Annotated in this window: 24 protein-coding genes, 1 tRNA gene and 3 pseudogenes; 17 read left to right on the top strand and 11 right to left on the bottom strand. The window is 48.4% G+C overall.

Translation table 11 applies throughout. The features are described from left to right. Positions 1-40 precede the first annotated feature (40 nt). The 7 genes from METMK1DRAFT_RS08940 to METMK1DRAFT_RS17720 form a co-directional block, all read right to left on the bottom strand. Positions 41-907: a ribokinase gene (locus tag METMK1DRAFT_RS08940; protein WP_009073166.1), complete on the bottom strand. Its 867-nt coding sequence runs from the start codon at positions 905-907 to the stop codon at positions 41-43. Further along, entirely contained in the window at positions 900-2,114 is a 1,215-nt protein-coding gene (gene thiD, locus METMK1DRAFT_RS08935) for a bifunctional hydroxymethylpyrimidine kinase/phosphomethylpyrimidine kinase (protein ID WP_009073163.1), read from the bottom strand. Before thiD ends, METMK1DRAFT_RS08940 begins: the two co-directional genes overlap by 8 nt. Positions 2,115-2,160: 46 nt before the next feature. Next, on the bottom strand, positions 2,161-3,354 hold the full coding sequence (locus tag METMK1DRAFT_RS08930) for a glycosyltransferase family 2 protein (protein ID WP_009073161.1): 1,194 nt from the start codon (positions 3,352-3,354) through the stop codon (positions 2,161-2,163). Positions 3,355-3,407: 53 nt separating this feature from the next. Then, complete coding sequence (locus METMK1DRAFT_RS08925; protein ID WP_009073158.1) at positions 3,408-4,775, bottom strand: hypothetical protein; 1,368 nt, start codon at positions 4,773-4,775, stop codon at positions 3,408-3,410. Continuing rightward, positions 4,765-5,475: an ABC transporter ATP-binding protein gene (locus tag METMK1DRAFT_RS08920; RefSeq protein WP_009073155.1), complete on the bottom strand. Its 711-nt coding sequence runs from the start codon at positions 5,473-5,475 to the stop codon at positions 4,765-4,767. Before METMK1DRAFT_RS08920 ends, METMK1DRAFT_RS08925 begins: the two co-directional genes overlap by 11 nt. A 388-nt stretch (positions 5,476-5,863) precedes the next feature. Next, positions 5,864-6,112: a hypothetical protein gene (locus METMK1DRAFT_RS08915; RefSeq protein WP_009073153.1), complete on the bottom strand. Its 249-nt coding sequence runs from the start codon at positions 6,110-6,112 to the stop codon at positions 5,864-5,866. A gap of 24 nt (positions 6,113-6,136) precedes the next feature. After that, complete coding sequence (locus METMK1DRAFT_RS17720; RefSeq protein ID WP_155812387.1) at positions 6,137-6,301, bottom strand: hypothetical protein; 165 nt, start codon at positions 6,299-6,301, stop codon at positions 6,137-6,139. Between the two features lie 304 nt (positions 6,302-6,605). Here METMK1DRAFT_RS17720 and METMK1DRAFT_RS08910 point away from each other — a divergent pair, with 304 nt between their 5' ends. Genes METMK1DRAFT_RS08910 through METMK1DRAFT_RS08900 form a run of 3 tightly spaced genes read left to right on the top strand, consistent with a single transcriptional unit; the run spans position 6,606 to position 8,790 of the window. After that, entirely contained in the window at positions 6,606-7,133 is a 528-nt protein-coding gene (locus tag METMK1DRAFT_RS08910; protein WP_009073150.1) for a hypothetical protein, read from the top strand. Next, a complete protein-coding gene (locus tag METMK1DRAFT_RS08905) occupies positions 7,130-7,726 on the top strand; it encodes a hypothetical protein (RefSeq protein WP_009073146.1) in 597 nt (198 codons plus the stop codon). Before METMK1DRAFT_RS08910 ends, METMK1DRAFT_RS08905 begins: the two co-directional genes overlap by 4 nt. Next, on the top strand, positions 7,681-8,790 hold the full coding sequence (locus METMK1DRAFT_RS08900; RefSeq protein ID WP_009073142.1) for an ATP-binding cassette domain-containing protein: 1,110 nt from the start codon (positions 7,681-7,683) through the stop codon (positions 8,788-8,790). The genes METMK1DRAFT_RS08905 and METMK1DRAFT_RS08900 overlap by 46 nt, the downstream gene beginning before the upstream one ends. Positions 8,791-8,841: 51 nt before the next feature. On the opposite strand, the pseudogene METMK1DRAFT_RS08895 reads toward METMK1DRAFT_RS08900, so the two are convergent. Then, a pseudogene (locus METMK1DRAFT_RS08895) lies at positions 8,842-9,675 on the bottom strand (IS200/IS605 family accessory protein TnpB-related protein); the annotation flags it as partial. Positions 9,676-9,741: 66 nt separating this feature from the next. Here METMK1DRAFT_RS08895 and METMK1DRAFT_RS08890 point away from each other — a divergent pair. The 12 genes from METMK1DRAFT_RS08890 to METMK1DRAFT_RS08840 all read left to right on the top strand — a co-directional run bounded on the left by METMK1DRAFT_RS08890 (position 9,742) and on the right by METMK1DRAFT_RS08840 (position 17,947). Beyond that, a complete protein-coding gene (locus METMK1DRAFT_RS08890; protein ID WP_009073138.1) occupies positions 9,742-10,353 on the top strand; it encodes a trimeric intracellular cation channel family protein in 612 nt (203 codons plus the stop codon). A gap of 66 nt (positions 10,354-10,419) precedes the next feature. After that, positions 10,420-10,749 (top strand): 4Fe-4S dicluster domain-containing protein, encoded by a 330-nt coding sequence (locus tag METMK1DRAFT_RS08885; protein ID WP_009073136.1) that lies wholly within the window; start codon positions 10,420-10,422, stop codon positions 10,747-10,749. Positions 10,750-10,981: 232 nt separating this feature from the next. Beyond that, positions 10,982-11,164 (top strand): hypothetical protein, encoded by a 183-nt coding sequence (locus METMK1DRAFT_RS16555; RefSeq protein WP_009073134.1) that lies wholly within the window; start codon positions 10,982-10,984, stop codon positions 11,162-11,164. Positions 11,165-11,275: 111 nt separating this feature from the next. Further along, positions 11,276-12,238, top strand: a complete 963-nt coding sequence (locus METMK1DRAFT_RS15670) for a cobalamin biosynthesis protein (protein WP_009073132.1) — start codon at positions 11,276-11,278, stop codon at positions 12,236-12,238. Then, positions 12,231-12,878: a precorrin-6y C5,15-methyltransferase (decarboxylating) subunit CbiE gene (gene cbiE / locus METMK1DRAFT_RS18230; protein ID WP_009073130.1), complete on the top strand. Its 648-nt coding sequence runs from the start codon at positions 12,231-12,233 to the stop codon at positions 12,876-12,878. Before METMK1DRAFT_RS15670 ends, cbiE begins: the two co-directional genes overlap by 8 nt. Next, a complete protein-coding gene (locus tag METMK1DRAFT_RS18225) occupies positions 12,879-13,877 on the top strand; it encodes a precorrin-8X methylmutase (protein ID WP_009073129.1) in 999 nt (332 codons plus the stop codon). It begins immediately after the preceding gene. Between the two features lies 1 nt (position 13,878). Beyond that, positions 13,879-14,706, top strand: a complete 828-nt coding sequence (locus METMK1DRAFT_RS08865) for a precorrin-3B C(17)-methyltransferase (RefSeq protein WP_009073127.1) — start codon at positions 13,879-13,881, stop codon at positions 14,704-14,706. Beyond that, positions 14,612-15,646, top strand: coding sequence for a cobalt-precorrin-5B (C(1))-methyltransferase CbiD (gene cbiD, locus METMK1DRAFT_RS08860; protein WP_048087771.1), 1,035 nt, complete (start codon positions 14,612-14,614; stop codon positions 15,644-15,646). Before METMK1DRAFT_RS08865 ends, cbiD begins: the two co-directional genes overlap by 95 nt. Further along, entirely contained in the window at positions 15,643-16,239 is a 597-nt protein-coding gene (cbiT, locus tag METMK1DRAFT_RS08855; RefSeq protein ID WP_009073123.1) for a precorrin-6Y C5,15-methyltransferase (decarboxylating) subunit CbiT, read from the top strand. Before cbiD ends, cbiT begins: the two co-directional genes overlap by 4 nt. Beyond that, positions 16,236-16,898 (top strand): cobalt-factor II C(20)-methyltransferase, encoded by a 663-nt coding sequence (locus tag METMK1DRAFT_RS08850; RefSeq protein WP_009073121.1) that lies wholly within the window; start codon positions 16,236-16,238, stop codon positions 16,896-16,898. Before cbiT ends, METMK1DRAFT_RS08850 begins: the two co-directional genes overlap by 4 nt. Continuing rightward, positions 16,885-17,676, top strand: a complete 792-nt coding sequence (gene cobM / locus METMK1DRAFT_RS08845) for a precorrin-4 C(11)-methyltransferase (protein WP_009073119.1) — start codon at positions 16,885-16,887, stop codon at positions 17,674-17,676. Before METMK1DRAFT_RS08850 ends, cobM begins: the two co-directional genes overlap by 14 nt. Positions 17,677-17,755: 79 nt before the next feature. Next, positions 17,756-17,947, top strand: a complete 192-nt coding sequence (locus METMK1DRAFT_RS08840) for a hypothetical protein (protein WP_009073118.1) — start codon at positions 17,756-17,758, stop codon at positions 17,945-17,947. A 257-nt stretch (positions 17,948-18,204) separates the two neighbouring features. On the opposite strand, the pseudogene METMK1DRAFT_RS08835 reads toward METMK1DRAFT_RS08840, so the two are convergent. From METMK1DRAFT_RS08835 to METMK1DRAFT_RS08820, 3 genes and pseudogenes are all read right to left on the bottom strand, one after another. Next, positions 18,205-19,488, bottom strand: a pseudogene (locus METMK1DRAFT_RS08835) (RNA-guided endonuclease InsQ/TnpB family protein). After that, positions 19,469-20,029 (bottom strand): annotated as a pseudogene (locus tag METMK1DRAFT_RS16550) (IS607 family transposase). The pseudogenes METMK1DRAFT_RS08835 and METMK1DRAFT_RS16550 overlap by 20 nt, the downstream one beginning before the upstream one ends. A gap of 161 nt (positions 20,030-20,190) precedes the next feature. Continuing rightward, positions 20,191-20,267 (bottom strand) — tRNA-Lys (locus tag METMK1DRAFT_RS08820). 105 nt (positions 20,268-20,372) lie between these two features. Between METMK1DRAFT_RS08820 and METMK1DRAFT_RS08815 the strand changes: the two genes are divergently transcribed. Both METMK1DRAFT_RS08815 and METMK1DRAFT_RS08810 read left to right on the top strand, forming a co-directional pair. Then, on the top strand, positions 20,373-21,296 hold the full coding sequence (locus METMK1DRAFT_RS08815; RefSeq protein WP_009073106.1) for an NAD-dependent epimerase/dehydratase family protein: 924 nt from the start codon (positions 20,373-20,375) through the stop codon (positions 21,294-21,296). Between the two features lie 19 nt (positions 21,297-21,315). Then, the gene (locus METMK1DRAFT_RS08810) at positions 21,316-21,504 is read left to right on the top strand and encodes a hypothetical protein (RefSeq protein WP_009073102.1); all 189 of its coding nucleotides are present in this window, start codon (positions 21,316-21,318) and stop codon (positions 21,502-21,504) included. Positions 21,505-21,506 lie beyond the last annotated feature (2 nt).

The raw sequence follows: 21,506 nt of genomic DNA, 5'->3' as shown, positions 1-21,506 counted from the left end.
GTCCTGAAGGTCACAGAGCCCTGGACAGCCCTTCATTTCCTTAGTCCTCCTTGAGGAGGTCCTCAACCTCTTCCCACCTTGGACCGAGGGCTCCATAAGTTTTCACAGATGCAGCAGCTATAATGTTTGCCTTTTCCACCGCCTCTTCTATGTCGTAACCCTTCTCCAGAAAAACGGCCAAGGCGGCGTTAAACACGTCGCCCGCTCCCGTGGTGTCGATCGCATCAACTTTGGGGGCTGGTATCCTTACACTCCTGTGTTTAGTGAAGATCACGGCTCCGTGTTCCCCGAGAGTTACTATGATTGCCTTTTTTACCCTTTTCAGGAGGACTTCAGCTCCGTGGCTCAAATCATCTGAGTTACTTATCTCCTTGAACTCCACTTCGTTGGGGGTAAGGATATCCACGTAGCTGAGAAGGTTTTGGTCGGTTATCACGGCCGGAGCTGGGTTGAGTATTCTAAGCCCAGGGAAGGTAGAGAGGGCCGTCTTCACCACTTCTTCTCTGATCTCCATCTGAGTTAGCAGAATATCTCCGTCCATGCATCCTTCGATGTCGTTAGGGGCCAAGAGATAATTGGCCCCTCTGTTGACCATTATGATGGTCTCCCCATTTCCATCAAGGATTATATATGCTGTCCCCGTTGGGGCATCCTTTCTTTTCACGCATCTAGTATCAACTCCCTCCTCTTTCAGGAATTCCATGGCCCTGTCGCCATGATGGTCTCTCCCCACGGCCCCCACAAACTTGACTTTACTTCTTAATCGCGCAGCTGAGACTGCCTGGTTGGATCCTTTACCTCCATGTCCAGTCATGAACTCGTCCACGAAAACGGTCTCACCAGGAATTGGGAACTTACTCACCTTAAGGGTGAGGTCTACGTTATAACTCCCAACAACGTTAATCAATTTCTATACCCTCCAGCAAGTTAGTAAGTTCCTCAAGGGAATCAGCCACTATTATTCCCCTTCCCTCCATTAGTAACAAGTTACCATAGATCCCACTCTCGGATATCTTCAGCTTTCCCTTCTCGGATGCCCTCAAGAGAGCATCGGTGAGAGAAGCGGATATTCCTATCCTCTTACCTGTGACCCTGAGGCCTCTTATCACTAAGTTCTCATGCATGTTAACCACGATGGGTCCATCCACTTTTATCCAGTCCAGATATCTCATTATCCCACCTGCTAAAGTTGCGGAATCACCGTACTCTGTGACGAAGCCGATGTTCATCTTTTCGTCCTGGTTGAGGAGGGCTTTCACCAAAGATATTCTCTTCTCCAAGAACATTACTAGTTTCTCGAGCTCCTCCCTAGCCTGCTCCATTCTTATTACCTTTTCAGGGAACGCAAAGGGATCTACTGGTCCCTTTCCCTTTCCGAGGGGAAGGGAGAACTTTATTGCCTGAGTAACGAAGTGTTTGGCTTCTATTACTGCTTTCCTCAGACTGAGACCCTTAGATAGGTAGGCAGTTATGGCTGCAGAGAAGACATCTCCGCTACCGTGAAGGTTGTCCGTATTGACACTCTCACCCTCCAGCTCTAAGAGTTGATTGTCGATCACTGCGACGTCGAAGCCACCCAAGGCCCTTCCTCCCTTAACTATTACGTTAGTGGAGGTCAACTTGTTCAGATGCAAAGCGCATCTCTTGAGGTCATCCTTTGAGTTAATTTTCATCCCAGATAACCTCTCGGCTTCCATCCTGTTAGGCGTTATTATGAGGGCCCTCCCTAACAGTCTCGATAGGCCTTTCATAGCATCTTCTCCGATCAGTGGATAACCAGACTTGGAAAACATAACAGGGTCAAGGACAAGCCCTATGTTATACTGCCCAAGCTTCCGTTCCACTACCTCTATAACTTTAGGCGATGGGAGAACCCCCGTTTTGGCAAACTTTACATCGAAGTCCTCCATGACGGCGTCGAACTGAGCCTCTATGATGTCTTGAGGGAGCTCCATCACCTTGGATACCTTAAATGTGTTTTGAGCTGTAATAGCTGTAATCACTGTTGTACCGAAAACTCCCAGACTGGTGAAAGTCTTTAGGTCTGCCTGTAATCCTGCCCCTCCACCGGAGTCGCTTCCAGCTATGGTCATCACAACAGGCCTGATTCTCACGAGGCTTATATACTCAAAAGGAGAATAATACGATTTTCTTGGGAAATCAGCCTCCCTTGCCCAACTCAATAGTGACCTTTCCGCTCCTTTCCGTCTTCACCCAAGTCTTCGGCATTCCTACTAACTCCATAAATATGGACAGGACGTTGAGAAAAATGGTCAAGTTGATGTATCCGGCAGTGAGGATCACGTAAACGGTCTCTATCATGTGTCTCTTAGATATCAGGAGGCTGAGAAAGAACGACAAAATTGATGCCAATGATACCAAGGCCGCGACCACGAGGTGGAGCTGAGAAGGATAGAGGAATACGAGAGAGTAGTTTGCAACACTTAAAGCCATGAATATTGGTGTGGCGATCAGGAGACCAGCATCTATGAGTCTCCAGGAGATCTTCATTCTACCTACGGGGAAGGCCAGCTCTATGTGGCCCCTGTACCATCTCAATCGTTGTTTCACTAAGCCCCAGAAGCTCACAGGTACTTCTCTCCAGCTAATCACTGAGGGTGAGTAGGCAATTAAGTAATCCATAGACGCTATCTTCAGACTCAGGTCCAGATCCTCGGTGAGGCTACGTTCATTCCAACCCCCTAGGGAAAGGATCACGTCTCTCCTGACGAAGCTGCACGTCCCCTCTAGGGGAACGAAGAATCCCAACTTGGCTCTCCCAGAGATCAGGTATTCATTGAATAGTTCTTCCAGCGAGGCAAGCCTAGCTATGATACTCTCACGGACGTTGATGGGAACTAGCCTCCCCTGGACCGCTCCAATCCTTGGGTTAGCGTCAAATTTTCCAGCCACATAGGCCAAAGTGTCCAGACGAGGTACACTGTCGGCATCGAAGACACCTATTATGTCACCCTTGGCCTCAGAAAGGGCGTAATTCAACGCCCTGCTCTTTCCGTTTGGAACAGATGCAGGCTCTAGATGAATGCACTTCACCGTTGTATACATCTTTGAAAAGTTTTGGCACACTTGAAGCGTATCATCGGTAGAGCCGTCCTCAACTACAATGACCTCATACTTAGATCTGTCGTATTCTTGGTTCACTAATCTCTCCAAAAGTCTTCCCAAGACTTTTCCCTCGTTTCGAGCTGGAATTAAGAGACTAAAAGACGGACCTGTGTGGGACTTCCTCTCGGAAGGTCTCCATGACAGACCTATCAATGCGAGAGAGGAATTGTAAACGCTCCATAAGGACACTAGAACGCTTATTACAATGAGGAGCTCATTCAGGTTCATTGTAGAAAGTTCTCCAAATTATTAATATGTTTTGTTCATTCGTTAGTATACCTTCACGTGAAACCCCTCTCTATCATCACCGCTTGGACGCCTCTCCAGAAACTTTTAGAGATCAAAAAGGGGACGCCCATGAAGAGGTCCGCGACCAACAGATACGGTATGACTTGAACTTGGTTTACTCCCAAGAGAGTGGGGGAATAGGCTCCCATTATCATAACTAACATCACAGGGAAAGAGGCTATAGCGGTGAAGTACTGTCTGGAGCTGAAGGGGGCAGGGACGCTCAATTCATCCCTTATTTGAACGGGGTTTATCCTGGCTGTGATTGAGGCCAGATATATGAGGGCGAAGGGTGATACGATGAGGGTTACCAATGAAACCCCCCAAGTCTCTGGATTCAACAGGTTAACCACTGCGAAAGGGAGTAGGATGAGCTCTACCGACGTAGCCTTACCTAGCAGATAGTATCTGGCGAATCTCCACGGTTCCATCACCCCAAAACTCAGCCAGATAGGCTCATGCATGAACATTGCCTGAGACATGAGGACGAGAAGCGAATACTCTGCGGCAATCGAGTAAATTATGATTAGCGAATGGAAGGAAGTCAGATGTAGGGTTTTCACCAATAGGAAGTACACTACAGAGATGGCGGTGGAGAATCCCAAGGCCTGGATTACGTTGACCCTAAGGACTCTGAATCCAACACTCCCAGCAACATTCATCCTCCCTCCTATATCTATGAATGATAATGCTCTCAACATAACCGCTAGGAACGCATCTTTTCCGTTGAAGTTGACGGGTCTCTTAACTACAAGATTCCCGCTCTTACCGTAGAGTAGGTGTACATTAGATAGCGTCCTGTATGCTAGGAAGAGAAACACGAGGGTCAGGAAGGAGAGCGAGACTGTACCTGGCACTAAGAGTCCATGAAATGCACCAAGGGGAGACAAGGGAAACCCCATCAATGAAGAGAGGTTTAGTAAGGCTAAACTGGACGAGAAGGCCCATCTCTTCCAACCAGATAACGACGATGCTATGGCTGCGGTCGAGGCTGCGAGGACCGAGAGGAGACTCAGGTTCAAGACGAAGAATGTGAGGGGGATCAGATTTAATTCCAGAATACCTAGATATAGTAGAAGAAGACCATAAGCCACGAACATAGACAGAAACAACGAAAAGACCATGTAGGATCTCCTTATGGGAAGTACGAAGAGGAAGTCAACATCTGACTTGAGTACTACGAATCCTCCGGTGAGCGTGATGACAAGAAACACTATGGACGCATACCAGATGAAAAGTTGAGGAAGTACCTTGGCTCCTCCGCCTAGGGAATAGACTAAGAGAAGGGAGACCAGGTTTATCAACAGGAGCCTCTTGGTGAACCTGGTGAGGAGGACAAACTTGATTAATTTACCCAGCACCCCTCATCATCCTCGCTACTACGCTCTCTATGGGCTCATTCTCCTTGCCTAACAGCTTCAATTCGGATATGGAACCTCTCCATATGATCCTCCCGTGACTCATTAGAATAACGTTATCCGTGAGTCTGAGGGCAATGGACATGATGTGCGTGGAGATCAAAAACGTAGAGTTCATCTCTTTCAAGAGGGAAATAACTTCCTCCTGGGTGGGGATGTCTAGATAGTTTAGGGGCTCATCCAGGAGGAGAACTTTAGGAGAATGAATTATGGCTAGTGCTATGGCTAACTTTTGGAGATTCCCCCTAGAGAGTTTGCCCGCCTGAACTCTCTCGTACTGTCTCAAGCCTAATCGATCCAGTAAAGTTTCGACCATGTACTCGCCGTCGCTTAGTTCTCTCAGTGACGCTATATATTCTAGGTTCTCCCTGACGCTGAGATTCCTATAGGGAAGAGCGTCCTCAGGGAGGTAACCCAACACCCTCTTGGCTTCTAAGGACTCAGGGTCCCACCCCATGATTTTCACCTCACCTGAGTCAGGTTTGGCTAGACCTGCCAGGATTTTCATGGTCGTAGACTTCCCAGCTCCGTTAGGGCCCAGTAGGGAATATCTCTCTTGACACGGTATATCAAAACTCAGGTTATCTAGTACTACTACTTCTCCATACCTCTTACTCACATGAGCTACCCTAATACACTCCATCTGAGCAGTTTAACGGATTCCGTCATCTAAAAATATTAATTAATCGTCCCAAAGGTTGTTTATAAAGAATAAAGGGCTTGGGGGTATCAGTTTAGGAGTTTTTGAATGTGCAGAGACGTGTGCTCTCCGTCGTAAGACATCTTACTCCTTGCACTTAACCTACCTCACGGTTAGAGCGGAGTTCAATAGGTTCTAGGATATGTTTACTCTTATCCCTAAATACGATGTACACCGGGATTTTCTAAACTAACGGTATTACACGAGTAGCTATCTGTCTTTTTCCTATGCGAGGCCCTCTCCTCAATTCCGATTTGTGTGTCAGATGTAAGTTCTCTATAACTTACACCATGAGTTAAGTTATAGAACAACGGAGTAAGACCTGTGGGGCTCAGGACACTTTAAGCGACGTCAGTTCCCGAACCACATTCCTTAGCTCCATCATGGAAAGAGCTATATCTACCTTAGCTCTCCTCAGACCGTACACGCTTCTGCTCTCCATCAACTTCCCTACGCCATATAAGGTGAGCCCAGTCACGGTGGTGATGTGAAAGGGGTCATCCAGCCCAAAGGCTATGAACTTCCCTACCCCCTGGATAGTCCTCCCTCTAGGTTCATAGTCTCCTAGAATTTCCCTCATGTTAATAGTATAACGTCAGTCACCTTATATTCTAAATGGCCTCAGGATAGCTTTACTCCAACTCCTCTTCCTACCTTGGTCATACTCTCTCCACTTCCTTGCCACCTTTAATGCGAGCTTCCTTCTAACCTTGAAGTTAAGACCTCGCCTATAGAGACCAACGTGGTACAACTTACTTCTGTTGCCCAACTTGTTCACTGACTAAGGACTGGGTTAAAGGTTTTGTGCCAAAGGTTCTCATCTAGTTCGGCCTGGGACGCCCAGAACCCCACGTAGAAATCACGTAGGACTGCTCTTGTTGAGAGAGCTGACCTGGCGTTGTGGTGGTAATCGAGAAACCGTATTTACTCCCAGGACGCTAATCACGCTAAGGTTGGCTCAAGTATGAAGAGATATAGCATGGAGATACAAAGGGGTTCCCTGACTAACTCTCCCCTATCTGAAACTCCTAATAAGGGTAAAGCTTTAGCTAAGTCGTTACTTAAATAATGCTATGAACAGAAGAGAGGTAATTTATGCGGCCGTATTCTCTGTGGCCTCTTTTGGAGTAGCAGCAGCCATGAGTCTATCACTTTCCCTTTATGCCCTGAGTGTTTTCTTGGACCCGATACTCACGTTAACTATCCCGCTGATAATAATATCCGTGGGAATTCAGGCAATAAATCAGAAAAACGGACCTCTCCTAGTTGGGATTATAAGCGCAGTGTTGTATGCAATCTTTTCTCTATTCTTCCTCACCGTATCCTTCCTAATTGCAGGGATTATAGTGGAGATGGTATCTAGGATTCTAGGATATAGAGGCCTGAAGGCCGTGATGGTCAACACTACTCTGGCTGGAGGGCTGGTAGGTGTTCTGAGCGTGGTATTCGGCTTCTTGTTCCTCGGCCTACCCAAGGGAATTACGGACCTGGCTATTCTGACAGCCTTATTTAGTTTAGTTTATTTCACCGAGAGTGCCGTAATGGGAGTAATCTCTCATTATCTAGGCAAGTTCCTCCTAAGATCTGGTGTCATGAAGTGAAGTGGAAGGTTCCCTACATCCTAGTGTACTCAGTCATGGTGATTTACTCCTCATTCATTTCATTTCCACTATGGAGCCTCTTAGTCTCCCTAATTCCTATTATGCAAAGGAGAGGTATAGTGGGGGGAGAGGTCTTAGCTGTGTTTCTGTCCTTCTTTATGCTGAGTAGGACAGAACACCTTTACATCTACCCTTACGTGGTTAGGGCCTTCACATTTCTGAACCTCTTTTTCGCCTCCTCTGAACACTTAGACATAATATCTCTCCTGGATATAGGAGGAGAGAAGGCACTCCCCCTAGTCGTCACCATGGTTTACTTCCCTCTATTCTATCAGATTGCGGCACAGGTCTTCTTTTATAGGAGGGCCAGGAGGAAGCCTTTCAGTCCCTTAAAGTTATCTAGACCGATATTGGTTGAAGTAGTCAAGGTTGCTGAGAACCTTTATAGGGCCTATACTGTGAAATTATACGGAAATCTCAAGAAGGATGCGAAACTCACTCCTTCTCGAGACGATCTAGTGCCCTTGGCTTTGGGGGTAGTCGCGCTTTGCTTGTCATATCTTCTTCCAATCTCCGTGGCAGGATTGAGCTGAACCCAGGGGAGAGGGTTGCACTTTTGGGAAGAAACGGATCTGGAAAGAGCACTCTCATAAACTCCGTGACCTGTGAGGGCCCGTTCGATTTCCATGTGGACGGAAGAGAGTTCTGTGACACGAGGGACTACTCACTGATCTCAGCCGTCTTTCAGGAACCCTCGTCCCAAATTTTGGCAAGGACTTTAGAGGACGAGCTCAAAATAATGGCAAGGTTTCACGAAGTAGACTTCGAGCTAGCTAGAAAGCTGATGGGACCCTACCTTAAGACAGATTTCTTTAGGCTCTCCGACGGCTACAGGAAGAGATATGTTATCACCTCGGTTCTAGCTTCCAAACCGAGGTATGTCCTCTTGGATGAGCCCTTCTCCAACCTTGACGAGAACGCAATAAGGTTAGTTAAGGAGGTCATACCACAAGGTTCTCTCATAGCCGAACACAGGACTAGGGAGGTTAGGGATATGGTGGACAGGGCTTATCTACTCTCCAGAGACGGAATACTGGAGCTGAGCAAGGAAACTCTGTGGGACGAGAGTTTCTTAAGGAATCACGGTCTGAGGGGGTTTAAACTTAAAGTGGAAAGAGTCGAACACGGTAACACACTTCTGGACGTGGGTGTAGGGAGCCTCAGAGTTAAGGTCAGGGAAGGAGAGGTGCTCTGTCTCACGGGGCCTAACGGGTCTGGGAAGACATCATTGTTGAAGAAGCTTTCGGGAAAAGTTTACGTAATCTTCCAAAATCCAGACCTTCAACTATTTGAGGATACTGTCTGGGGTGAAGTCAAAAGAGATGATGTTATGGAACTCTTCAATTTGAAGGAGTTAAGGGACAGAAGTCCCTTTGCTCTCAGCATGGGTGAGAAGATGAGGGTTCTCATAGCGTCGGCCTTCTCCTCAGGCTTTAGGGTAATAGGCCTTGATGAGCCAACAGCGGCCATGGACGGTTACGGCATACAGTCTCTTGCCGAAATGATCTCTATACTTAAGGAAGAGAAGAGAGGAATAATAATGGCAACTCATGACGACGACGTTTTGACACTATGTGACTCTAGGATAGACCTTTAAGAGCGACCCTGACTTCACGGATGGAGCTTCCTGCCGTTTGTCCCTACACTTTCATTTCATTTTGTCTTCAATCACGATCAAGTGTAGGGACTTAACCCTCAACCACCTACTTACGGTAGGTGGGTCATGGGACTCCTTCGACATGAAGGGCACGGGGCTCACATCTCCAACCCTTTTCCTCAAATTATAGAGGGCAACTACGTCCCTATGCCACCTCTCCCCCCTCTCACAAACACCAACCCTTGGGGCATCGCCCCCATCGGGTTGGTAAATGATCTTCGTCCCGTGGACTGGACAGACAGTAGAAGTGTGAGAAGGATCAACCAAGATCACGGGGACACCGAACTCCCTAGCCTTCTCAACGATAGCTCTCCTCATTGAGGAAAATGCAGATCTATAAATCCTCGACCTGAGCTGTTCATCCTTCACGTCCTCAACCACGTGTTCCGGAGCCCTCTTTGACAAGTCCTCCAAAATTATAGCACTCCTACTTTCGTAAGCCTCCAAAACGATCAGCTTAGCCATCTTCCTCCTAACATCAAGCTTCTTGTCCTTTTCCCTCAACTTCCTCCCAACTTCCCTATCCTTAGTAGACCTACCCTCCTCAATCCTCCTGTACTCATAGCCTAGAGTAATCCTCTTGGTGTTTGTTTCAAGCAATACGGGTTTATTCTTGATAAGTGAGGAGACAGAATTCTCGTTGAGATCTACTGGGATAAACGCTTTAGGCTCGTAAGGTTTAGGATCATCCTCCTTAAACACCATGTAGGACTCGACGATTTTACATCTCAACAACTTAAACCTAGCCTCACTCGCAATCCTCCAACCATTGTTATAATACCTCCAGAAGATCTTGGGAAAGGTCGGGGAAACGAAAACCCTAGCCCACAGGCACTACGGGCCTTCCCAGCCCCCAATAAGATAAAATCTAGCTAACTAAGCCTCAAGTTAATGTTCCTGCAGGAAATACTAACGGGACTTAATTACTTGGGCATATTGGCCTTTTCGATCTCTGGGTCACTTAAGGCATTTGAGAAGAAATTAGACCTCCTAGGAGTGTTAGTGCTGGGTTTCTCTACAGCTTTAGCCGGAGGGATAGTGAGGGATGTACTTCTCGGAGTATTCCCACCGACCTCTCTAAGGGAGGTTCAGCCACCTTTGATAGCCATTCTGGGATCTATAATAACCGTTCTCCTTTACAGACAGTTGAGAAAGATCCATATGGCCATATTGATAGCTGATGCCGTGGGCTTAGGTGCTTTCACCGCCACTGGTGCGGAAATAGGTTTAGAGCACGGTCTAAATCTCTTAGGGACAGCCATGATCGCATCTCTCACTGCTGTAGGCGGTGGGGTGTTGAGAGACCTACTCTCAAACGAAATACCCATTGTACTAAAGAGGGACTTCTACGCAACACCTACAATAATTGGTGGAATAGTTTTTTATTTCCTAGCTCAGTGGTTTGGTGGCCAAACCTCCCTTATTCTAACATCGGTTTTAGTTACAGGACTCAGGCTCTTGGCCATGATCAGGAAATGGGAACTGCCAAAGGTAGGTGGGTAAATTTGATCACGTAAATATTCGGGGTCAAATTCTTTATGTGAGCTAGCCCTTTTACTTCGGAGAACCATGGGAATAGATCCTAACTTCAGGACATCCAGAGGTGTCACAGGTGAACACTCTGGTCATAAGGTGTATGCACCTGCTGATCCTCCCCCAGTTCCAAAGGAGAAGGCCCTCGGAATCCACGGGACGATAGTTGGCGTAGACTTCGACCTTTGTATCGCTGACGGATCCTGTATAAATGCCTGTCCAGTAAACGTATTTCAGTGGTATGATACACCTGGGCATCCTGCCAGTGAAAAGAAGGCTGATCCCGTCAACGAGCAGGCTTGTATATTCTGTATGGCATGTGTTAACGTATGCCCAGTCGCGGCCATAGACGTGAAACCTCCCTGACATAGTAAATTTTTTACGATTTACGAGGCTGTTTTCGGTCTTCTCCACGCTGAGTATTACAGATCAATTTCCCACCGAAGCACTTCCTTGGGCAAAAGGATGATCTCTTTCTAAAGATTAGAAAACCCTATCACGAACTGATGTCCCTGTGTGGCGCGAGGGTTCACGTAGTGGGTTGAATCTTTTTTCACATTAATAGAAATCTTTTTACATTGTTTTTTGTTGATAAAAGATGAACTGTCACTCGATGTGGGCTATGCCCAAAAGGGTGGGAGTGATCTGGGATGTGAGTCCCTTGCCGTTGGGCTCTAAGGAGCCCCATGACCCACCTACCGTTAAGGCTGGTGGGTGGTTGAGGGCTAAGTCCCTACACTCCATCATGAATGAAGATAAAATGATTGAAATGAAAGTGTAGGGACAAACGGTTAGAGATGCCTCTCGCCTGGAAGCTGTGCGTTGGGTTCATGTAGGTCCAGTCATTATAAGAAACGTTTAAAACTATCTGGATAGGTTATCCTACCCAGACATGCTTAAAGATCTTCTTTTCCCTCGAGGAGTGGCAGTGATAGCTGGGAGTAAGAAAGGTATCGAGCTAGCTAAGGTTGTGAACAGGTCTCTTAAGCATTCCTACTTTCTAGGGGAATATTCAGAGGAAGTTGTAAGGCAGGCGTTCAAGTGCTTTGATGGCGTAATTTTGATCATGTCATTTTCTGGAGCTGTGAGGGTAGTATGCAAGTACTCCACGAAAAAGGGAGAAGACCCAGCAGTCGTGGCCGTGGACTCGTCGGGAAAGTTCGCAATACCCGTTGTGAACTCCCATTGGGGAGGGAACGAATTGGCCAGCTTAGTCGCTAACTCCGTTGGTGGGAGTGCAATCCTGAACACCCAAGCAGAGGAGGTTGGAATAAGACCGTTAGAGCACTTGGCTAAATTACTATACGCTAAATTCGAGGACGTAGGGAAACTGGCTAAGGTCTACTCTCATGTATTAGATGGCGGAATCCTCTGTGCTGAGAACTTTGATCCTCCCAGTGGGTTTGACTACGTAGTGACTAGGGGAAACTGCAGCTTCACCGTGAAGTTAGGGAGGGGGTGTAAGGAAGACGAACTCTGTTTGATTCCTTATGAGCTCTTCGTGGGGGTTGGGCTCAAGGATGAGGCCCGGGACATAGAGGATAGGGTTCCCGGGATATTAGCCCAATACGGGGTACCGCTATCCAGAGTTAAGGGGATCGCGTCCATAAAGGAAAGAGCGAAGTCTGTGGCAGATAAGCTCAACCTACCCTTCAGGCTATTTTCTGTGGATGAGCTGAACTCTCTGGATCACGATTGTCTGTCACCGCCTTCGGATAAGCTCAGGGAAGAAGGGATAAGAGGCGTGGCGGAGGCCTCAGCGCTAATGATGGCTGGCAAAGGAGCTAGATTGCTGTTAAGGAAAGTTAAGGCACACGATCTCACAGTTGCGGTTGCAGGTGTTGTAGATGTGTAAAGTGTACGTTGTGGGAGTAGGTCCTGGAGATCCGGAGATGTTGACCATTAAGGGAGCTAGGATAATCTCCACCGCGGAAGTAGTGGTAGGGTGGTCAAGTGTAGTGGAGAGGTTCAGAGATATAGTGGGAAGAGAGGCGAAAATACGTATCTTGACGTACCGCAATCAGTTACAAGAACTCGATCGAGCTCTCCACGAAGGAAGTAAGATAGCCGTCCTAGATCACGGAGACCCTTCAGTCTCCGATTTCCAGTTCCTTGAAAGGATAAGGGAGGTGTCGACATCGCACGGCTGTGAAGTTGAGGTAGTTCCGGGGGTGTCCTCTATTAACTACGTCTTGGCCAGAGCTAACCTAGACCTCTCATCGGCCATCTTCGTCACTATGCACGTTAGGGCCGACGAGAGCGAGTTGTTTAAGGAATTAGTACACGTCCTGAGGTGTGGGAGGAGACTAGTAGTCCTTCCTCCACCAGACGAGAGGGGGGTATCCCGAGTGGCCTCGGTGTTGTTGGAACATGTAGGAGATAGAGAAGTAATCATCATGGAAAGGCTCAGCTACCCAGATGAAAAGGTAGTGAGGGGAAAGCTCTCCTCCTTCTTGAATTACGTCAATACGGATCTTGTGGCCATGGTGATATAGATGGACGCCATAATTGTAGTTACCCACGGCTCTAGAAGGCGCGAGTTCTTGGAGGACCTAGAAGCCATGGCTGAGTCACTTAGACGAGACATTAAGGGAGAGGTCATTCTAGCCCACAATGAGTTTTCGCCTCCGGATTGGAGGGACGTCGTCGGGAAGTTATCTGAGAGGGGCTTCACGAGAATAATTTTTGCCCTAGCCTTCTTGGGAAGGGGAAATCACGTCTTCAAGGACATTGCCGGTTCCCTGAACGTGGATGAGTTAGAGAAATGGACCAAAGTGAACATAGGCGGAAAGGAGATCGAGGTGTATTTCACGAGACCCTTGGCGGATTCGGTCCTGGTTCACATCTCCCTCAAATTAAGGGTGATGAGGGCATTGGGGCTGGGTGTTGAAGGTTACCTCAGCGATCCGGAGGAGATTGAGGAGAGGAGTATGGACATAGCGGAGGAACATGCAAGGAAAATTAGACCAGACCTGCACTATCCGCACTTGAGGATAGTGGCTAGAGCAGTCTATGCGACTGGGAATCCAGAGATAGCCATGCAGTACTATTCCAGTGACGAGGCGGTGAACGTAGCAGTCGAGGCATTGAGGGCTGGAATAACTGTGGTGACAGACGTCAGGATGGTAGCGTGTGGGCTTAGGTGGAAAAAAGTGGTCACTGCCGTTGAACAGTCTGGGATAGAAGAAGAGGTTAGACGGAACGGAGGTACGAAGACGGCGGCTGGGATCAGACTATCTTTAAAGGTGGGTGAACCTAGGGCCGTGATAGTGGGAAACGCCCCTACAGCCCTACTTGAAGTTCTGAAGTTGGTCTCACAAGGAAGAGAGATCCCCTTCGTCATTGCCTCCCCTCCAGGCTTCACCAATGCAATGGAGGCCAAAGAGTCGTTGGTGAAATCGGGACTGCCTTCCTTCGTAATAAGAGGTAGTTATGGGGGAAGTAACGTCGCCGCAGCCATCTTTAACGAACTGATCAGGTTGGCGGGTGATTGAATTGAAGGGCAAAATATACGTTCTAGGCCTAGGTCCTGGAGCTAAGGAAGCTAGGACTGAAGAGTTCGTGAGGGCCATCAGGGAGAGTCAGGTCGTAATAACCTACCGTACCTACGCTGAATTGATACGTGACCTCCTTCAGGGCAAAGAGGTCATAGTGGCCAACATGAAGGAGGAGTTACTGAGGGCGAAGCTGGCCATATTGGAGGCACTTGAGGGGAAGACCGTGTCCATAGTGAGCAGTGGGGATCCACAGGTCTTCGGTATGGCATCGCCGACCTTAGAGTTAGCCTGTTTGAGCGGTGCCGACGTGGAAGTGAGAGTAATTCCTGGTGTCACTGCAGCTTTGGCCGCTGCAGCGAGGATAGGGGCTCCTTTATCCCACGACTTCGCTGTGGTGAGTCTCAGCGATCTCTTGACTCCAAGGGAGGAGATAGTTGAGAAGGTGAGGAAGGCTGCGGAAGCAGACTTCGTCATAGCACTGTATAACCCCATAAATCCAATCCTCACGGCACAGGTCTTGGACGAGGTATCAAGGTATAGGAAGCCATCAACACCGCTCGGGATAGTCAGGGGAGTGTACAGGGATAGTGAGTGGAGTGTGGTGACTACCTTAGGTGAGTGGCGAAAGTATCAGGATCAGATCAACATGGTAACTACCCTGATAGTTGGTAATTCTAAATCTTACGTATGTAACGGTCTGATAATAACCCCCAGGGGGTATGATAATAAGTATGAGCTTGATAGACACGCTCAAGAGATTCGGGATCACCACGGGTCTAGCGGCAGCCGCTGCAGCCAAGGCATCGGCCCTAGTGTTGAGGGGTGAGAGAGTGAGTGCAGTAGTCGTACCGACGCCCATAGGCTTAAGGATAGAGATACCCGTGGAGAGGACGTGGCTATCTGAGGGATTCTCCTGCTCCTCCGTTAGGAAATTTTCAGGAGATAATCCTGATGTGCTTGACGGAGCCGAAATAGTGGCATGCGTGAAGGCCTCCCATGAGACTTCTGTAATAGGTGGAAAGGGGGTGGGAAAGGTGGAGGGTTCCTGGGTGAGAGGCACGAACGGTTACGCCATAAGCGAAGGCGCCCACAGGCTGATCTTGATGGCTTTGGAGGAGGTAGGAGGAAATTACACCGTGATAGTCGAGGTCCCAGGAGGAGAGGAGTTAGCTTCTAAGACCATGAATCCTAGCGTGGGAGTCACTGGTGGGATATCGATACTTGGCACCACAGGAGTCGAGTGGCCTGTGAGCGACGAGGAGTACACGGAGCACGTCAAGGCGGAGATATGTCAGGAAATCGCCACCTTCGGAAAAGTGGTGATTGCGCCGGGCAACGTCTCTTACGAATGGGCTAGGAGAACTTACGGTCACGCGGTTAAGGTAGGAGATAGGGTAGGCGATGCACTGGAGATCGCTAGGGAGAGAAACGCATCTTCACTGACCTTGGTCAGCCTACCGGGCAAACTCACCAAGTTGGCTGCAGGCATGCTCAACACCCATTCTAAGTATGGAGACTGTAGAGTTGACGTGTTGACCAGGATAAGCGTCCTCCTGAATATTCCTCTAGAGAAGGTGGCTAAGGTCGCCAGTTCCAGGAGCGTTGCAGAGTCGCTATATCACCTGGATAGAGATGAGGTCAGGTCTGTCATGCTAGAGGTATGCAGGAGGGTCCTCAAGGTCGTAAAGACCGTCTTTCCCGGTAAAGTCAAAGTAGTTGCTCTCAACGAAGCCGGCACCGAAGTGATAGCTGAGGTGGAAGATTGAGCTGGCCCTTCGTCACTTTCGGTATCCCAGACGAAGAGTTCCTAAGGGTAGAAGACGTTCCCATGACCAAGGAGGAAATAAGGGTGCTTGTCATCTCCAAGCTGAGGTTAAGGAGAGGAAACAGGGTAATGGACGTGGGTTGTGGTACAGGTTCTGTGGCTGTGGAGATGGCTCTAGCTGTGGGTCCAGAGGGAAGAGTATACGCTGTGGATAGGGACCCTAAGGCGGTGGAACTCACCACCAGGAACCTGGAGAGATTTGGGGTGACTGACAGGGTTCAGGTGATCTCTGGAGACGCCCTCGAAGTGCTCAAAGGCTTCAACGAGGAACTAGATGGGGCCTTCATAGGAGGGGGCTCCGATGAACTCGAGGAGATAATACGTTCCTTGGACAAGATGCTCAGGAGGGGGGCTAGGATTGTGGGAGACGCCATTCAACTCGAGACCGCCAACAAATTGGTGAAGTCCCTCGAGTCCTTGGGCTATAAAGTGGAAGTGGAATTGATTTCCATCAGCAAGGGAAGAAGAACCAGCACAGGGTACGCCATGATAGCTAGAAATCCTATCTTTATTATAGTTGGTGAGAAGAAATGAAGGTCTACGCTGTCGGAGTGGGACCTGGAGATCCAGAACTCGTGACCGTGAAGGCCGCCAAGTTACTCTCTGAAGCAGGCGTTGTGGTGGTTCCCTTCTCCTCAAACAAGGTAGCGAGTTTGGCGGAGAGGGTGATCTCCCCTTACGTGAGGGGAAAGATCGTCAGGGTTAAGTTGCCCATGAGGAGGGAGGTTGAGGAAGAAGAACTGAACACCATAGCCAACAGCCTCTGTTCGGAGCTGAAGGACTTCAAGGAGGCAGTTTACGTGACCTTAGGAGATCCGACGTTGTATAGTACCGTGTTCAGGCTCATTGATAGGATGCCCTGCGTGGAGGAGAAGGAACTGGTGCCCGGAGTGACCAGTTTTACAGCCTGTGCCAGTAGGGCGAGCATGAGCTTAGCTTTAGGAGGAGACGCCGTGGCAGTGGTTCCCGCTGACAGGAGAGACGTCCTGTCAAAAGCCGTCGGCGTGTTTGAAACCATAGTGATCATGAAGGGTAGTATGGGACTGAGGGAGTCCATGAGGCTTTTGGAGGGATATGACGTGATCTACGCCAGGAGGTGTTTCATGGACGAGGAGACTCTCGGAAAGGAGATAGTAGAGGAGGACTACTTCTCCATGTTAATAGCTAGGGTGAGGAAGGATGCAAAGAGGTAGAGTCGTTTTCGTGGGCGCAGGACCTGGAGATCCAGAACTCATTACAGTGAGAGGGAGGAACTACCTTGAAGACGCTGACGTAGTGATATATGCAGGCTCTCTAGTGAACCCTGATATAGTGAGGAGGTGGGCCAGGAAAGACGCAGAGGTCGTTGACAGCGCAAGTCTGACGTTAGAGGAAATAACGGAGCTCATGATTAGGAGGGCAAAGGAGGGAAAACTGGTCGTGAGACTTAAGTCAGGAGACTTCTCCATATACGGGGCTCTCATGGAGGAGATCTGGGCACTCCAAGACGCCGAGGTGCCGTACGAGTTAGTTCCAGGAATAACTGCTGCCCTTTCAGCAGCGAGTGTTGCGGGAATAGAGTTAACCCTACCCAAGGTATCCCAGACCCTGATCATAACTCGGGGCTCCGCTAGGGTTCAAATGGAAGGCAGTATAAGGGATTACGCGCCCTTCGTGAATAGGGGAGCTAGCTTAGCCATCTACACTGGAGTCCACATCGTGGACAAAGTTGTCAGGGAACTCAAGGAAGGAGGAGTCACTGACGATACTCCAGTGGTTGTGGTGTATAAGGCAGGTTGGCCAGATCAGAAAATAGTAAGAACCACGGTAGATCAGCTGGTCTCTAGAGTTAAAGAGGAAAAGATATTCAAGGACGCAGTGATAATCGTGGGTAAAGTAGCGAATCCCGAGAGATATAGGGACGAAGTTAGGTCCAGCGTTTATGACCCAAGTCATGCCCACTCCTTTAGGCCCAAGAGGAGAGAGGAGTGAGGGCCTAAGCGTCCTGGGCTGAATCCTTTTTCACGTTGATAGAAATCTTTATTATATTTGTTTATAATAAAATAAATTTTTGTTGATAAAGGATGATCTCTCACTCGATGTGGGCTATGCCCAAAAGGGTGGGAGTGATTGCAGAGATGTGAGCCCCGTGCCGTTGGGCTCTAAGGAGTCCCATGACCCACCTACCGTAAGTAGGTGGTTGAGGGCTAAGTCCCTATACTCGATCATGATTGAACATAAAATGAGTGAAATGAGAGCGTAGGGACAAACGGTCAGACCTGCGTAGGTCACTTGGGAACCTCGATAAATCTCCCAACTCTGTAAATATGGTGGAGCTCACTGAATCTCCAGGAGCTGGGACAGCTCCACCACTCCTAACCCTCATTATTGCCTCAACTAGCTTTATCAGCTAACAGCAGTTATGGGATTCTCCCTTAGGTACCGCCCTGTAATCTAGGTGAAATCTAATAACTGCTGTCAGCTAATTGGATTTCGCTTTAACTACAAGGGGTTCAGGCTTCATAGAATTTCATAATATTTAATATCAATTCTCAGCCCTTGAGCTTCACCGGAGTCGCGGGGAAACCCTTACTCCTCCGCCCCCTTAACGGGGTAACCCCAACCCACCTACTCCCAGTGGGAGTGAGAAAGAGGTGGGGAAACCCACACATCTTGAGGAAGATGTTGAGGGATGCGTTCAGTTGCCTGTCCAGGGTGAAACCACACCTCTCACAACGAAAAGTCCTACCTTTCGGGAAACCCGTCCACATCTGGGGCAGGACTTGGAGGTGAGGTGAGGGTTCACCTCCTTAACTAGGGAGCCGTAAAGTGGGGCCTTGTGTTTAAGAACGCGGTGGATCGACCTCCATACAGTCCTGGAAATCTTCTTAGACAACTTGTCATTAGCGTCTTGGAACATCTTTTGTTTGTTCAGTTTCTCAACAGCAATCGTAGTGAGAGGGTACATCTCCAACAGTTTGTTCACAAACTTGTGAACGTAATCCAGGACGCGATTTCTTTCACGGTGGGAGTACTTCCTCATCAACAACTCCCCTTTCCTACCGTGCTTTGAAGCGAAGGACTGTATTCTACCCCTCTTCAATTCCATCCCAAACTTGAGGCTGTACAACTCCCTCATGGAAAACGTGACGAACTTCTCGCCGTCGTAAGCGTCCAGAGTGTAGAGGTTACTGTCGATTGCTAGATAGTCTAGGGGAGTTGACCAGGGTAATCTATGACGGAATGGTAGGTGAACCTTGTCCTCCTTTATCACGGGCTCACTCAGTTCTAACCATTTAACCCGTGGAGAGAACCAGGTGTGGGACCAGGAGAAGGTAATGTACTCGTACGGTCTTACAGTAATCCTAACACTCTCACCCTCAACCTTCCTCAGAGTAGACTTAACCCTTACGTAAACTCTCTTCAGTTTAGGTTTCCTCAACGACGCTTTTCCCTTCTCGGCCCTCCTCTTCCAGCTCCTCAAGATTGAGCGTCGCTTATGGCCTTGTCAGCGTAGTGGGAAGCTAGGACGTTGACCCCCTCCAGTTCATCCCTCAACGTCTTGTACACTCCCTTCTTCTCGGGGAGGGTTATCTTGACCTTCGTGATGACTTTCTTACCCCTCTTCACTTCTCTCCTCTCAACCTTGATCCTCTCCCACAACCAGTCTAACGCTTTTTGTAGTAATGTCTTATAGTTCTCTAGTAATATCCTGCTCTCCTCCCCCTCGTCGTTCTTCAAGGAATACGTTAAGTAGACGTACTCCTCCTCTGGCTGAAACGATTTAAGCCTTAATTTCTTCAAGGCACTTCCTCACCTTCTCGTACTCACGACTCCCCATACCGTACAGTTTCCCGAACGAGACCAAGATGGAAATTAAGTCTATCAACTCTTGTCCTGTTGTGTTGTCCTCCTTGTTCAACACCACGAGCTCACAGTTGTGCGCGCTCTGCATACCTCCTCTACCATCTCGAAGCCGAACCTCACCAGCCTGTCCGGGTAGGCTACGGCTTTCGACACTTCGTTGTTTACTATCATCCTCAGTTGAGGAACCCCCTCCTCTTCACGTTCAATGAAGGTCCCACGTCCGTGATGACCTGCTCGTGGTCCTTAACGTTCTCCTCGAGGTACTTAACTTGCTTTGCCAACTCGTCCTTTCGCGATGACACTCCACCGTATAATACAACTTTCTCTTCCTCACAATTCCCATCAACTTTTCCACGTCCTCCCTGAACCTCCACTTCCCGCTCTGTAGTACTGGTTTTATGTATCCCTTCTTAACATATTCTCTAATTATAGCATAGGATATTCCTAAGCGTTGGCGGACTTCCTTATGTCTCAGCATCATATAAGAGTTTATGATGAAATAATATAAACTTTACGGTCTATCGGAAACTGTTGACTACGGCTCAAGCTGTATACCACCTCTGTATGTACTATAATACTTGCAAATTTAACGCAGCTATACATGAACGTAAAATTTCTTTTAAAGAAGAACGTTAGATGTGGCGGGCCCGCCGGGATTCGAACCCGGGGCCTACGGGTTAAAAGCCCGCCGCTCTACCTAGCTGAGCTACGGGCCCAACCCCTAAGTGTTAGGGTAATGCATTGGTATTAATTTTTTCCCCTTCCGCCACCACAGCACAGAATACCGTTATTTATTTGGGTTTCAGGAATATTCGAAGCATATGGTATCAGTAGTCACTGGAGGAGCAGGCTATATCGGGGGTCACTTGGTAGATAGACTGGTGGAGCTAGGGGAGAACGTGGTCTCCTTAGACGACTTTTCCTCAGGTTCATATGTGAACAAGAAGGCCAAGATCATCAGGATTGATCTCAGAACAGAAATACCTAGTATAGAGGACTGTCAGACAATCTACCACTTAGCTGCTAACCCAGACGTAAGGACATCAATGCAAGACATTGAAGAGCACTTTAGCAGGGACGTTAAGGTAACTCTGAACACCCTGGAGATGGCTAGACGTTCAGACTGTTCCACAGTCTTCTTTTTCTCGTCTTCAACAGTCTATGGAGAGGCATCCAGGGTTCCTACTCCTGAGACCGAGATCATGAAGCCCATCTCCAATTATGGTCTATTTAAGCTCCTGGGGGAGGAGATGACAGAGTATTACTCCAGGACATATGGCATGAGGGCCGTCTCCTTGAGATTAGCCAACATAACGGGAGGTAGGGTATCTCACGGCGTAGTCGTGGACTTCGTGAGGAAGTTGAGGAGAAATCCTTCAGAACTGGAAATCCTCGGAAACGGGAAACAGAGGAAGAGCTATCTTTATGTTCAGGACCTCATAGACGCAGTGCTCCTCCTCAATCAGAAATTCAAGGGTAATTACGACGCGTTCAATGTAGGCAATGACGATTGGGTCACAGTTGAGGAGATAGCGAGGATAGTGGAGGGCGTGATGGGTCTCACGCCCAAACACATTTATGTTGATGATGGAAGTGGTCGAGGGTGGGCAGGAGACGTTAGGTTTATGCTCTTAGACATACAGAAGCTGAAAGGCTATGGATGGAGACCCTCAATGGGCTCGGCACAGGTTATTGAGAGGGCCTGTAAGGACTTGTTGGAGATGTGGGGGAGTGTTAAGATTTAGGTTATTTGGCCTCAGCCTGATGATCCTCTCCGTAACTGCGATAGTTTTGGCCTACTTCTCCTTGTTTCTAGGCTACAGAATTCCCTACCTTAACATCAAGCTTCCCTCACTGGTCCTTCATGTGATTAATTTCCTGGTGGTGGTGATAGTCTTCGGTTTCATCGCCTACGTTGGGTATGTGATATTCTTCACAACAAATAAGGAATAGTG

The sequence above is a fragment of the Metallosphaera yellowstonensis MK1 genome (genome assembly GCF_000243315.1).
In the GTDB taxonomy this organism is placed as follows: Archaea; Thermoproteota; Thermoprotei_A; order Sulfolobales; family Sulfolobaceae; genus Metallosphaera; species Metallosphaera yellowstonensis.
Note: the sequence above shows the minus strand (reverse complement) of the source record. Positions and strands in the feature narration are given on the sequence as shown.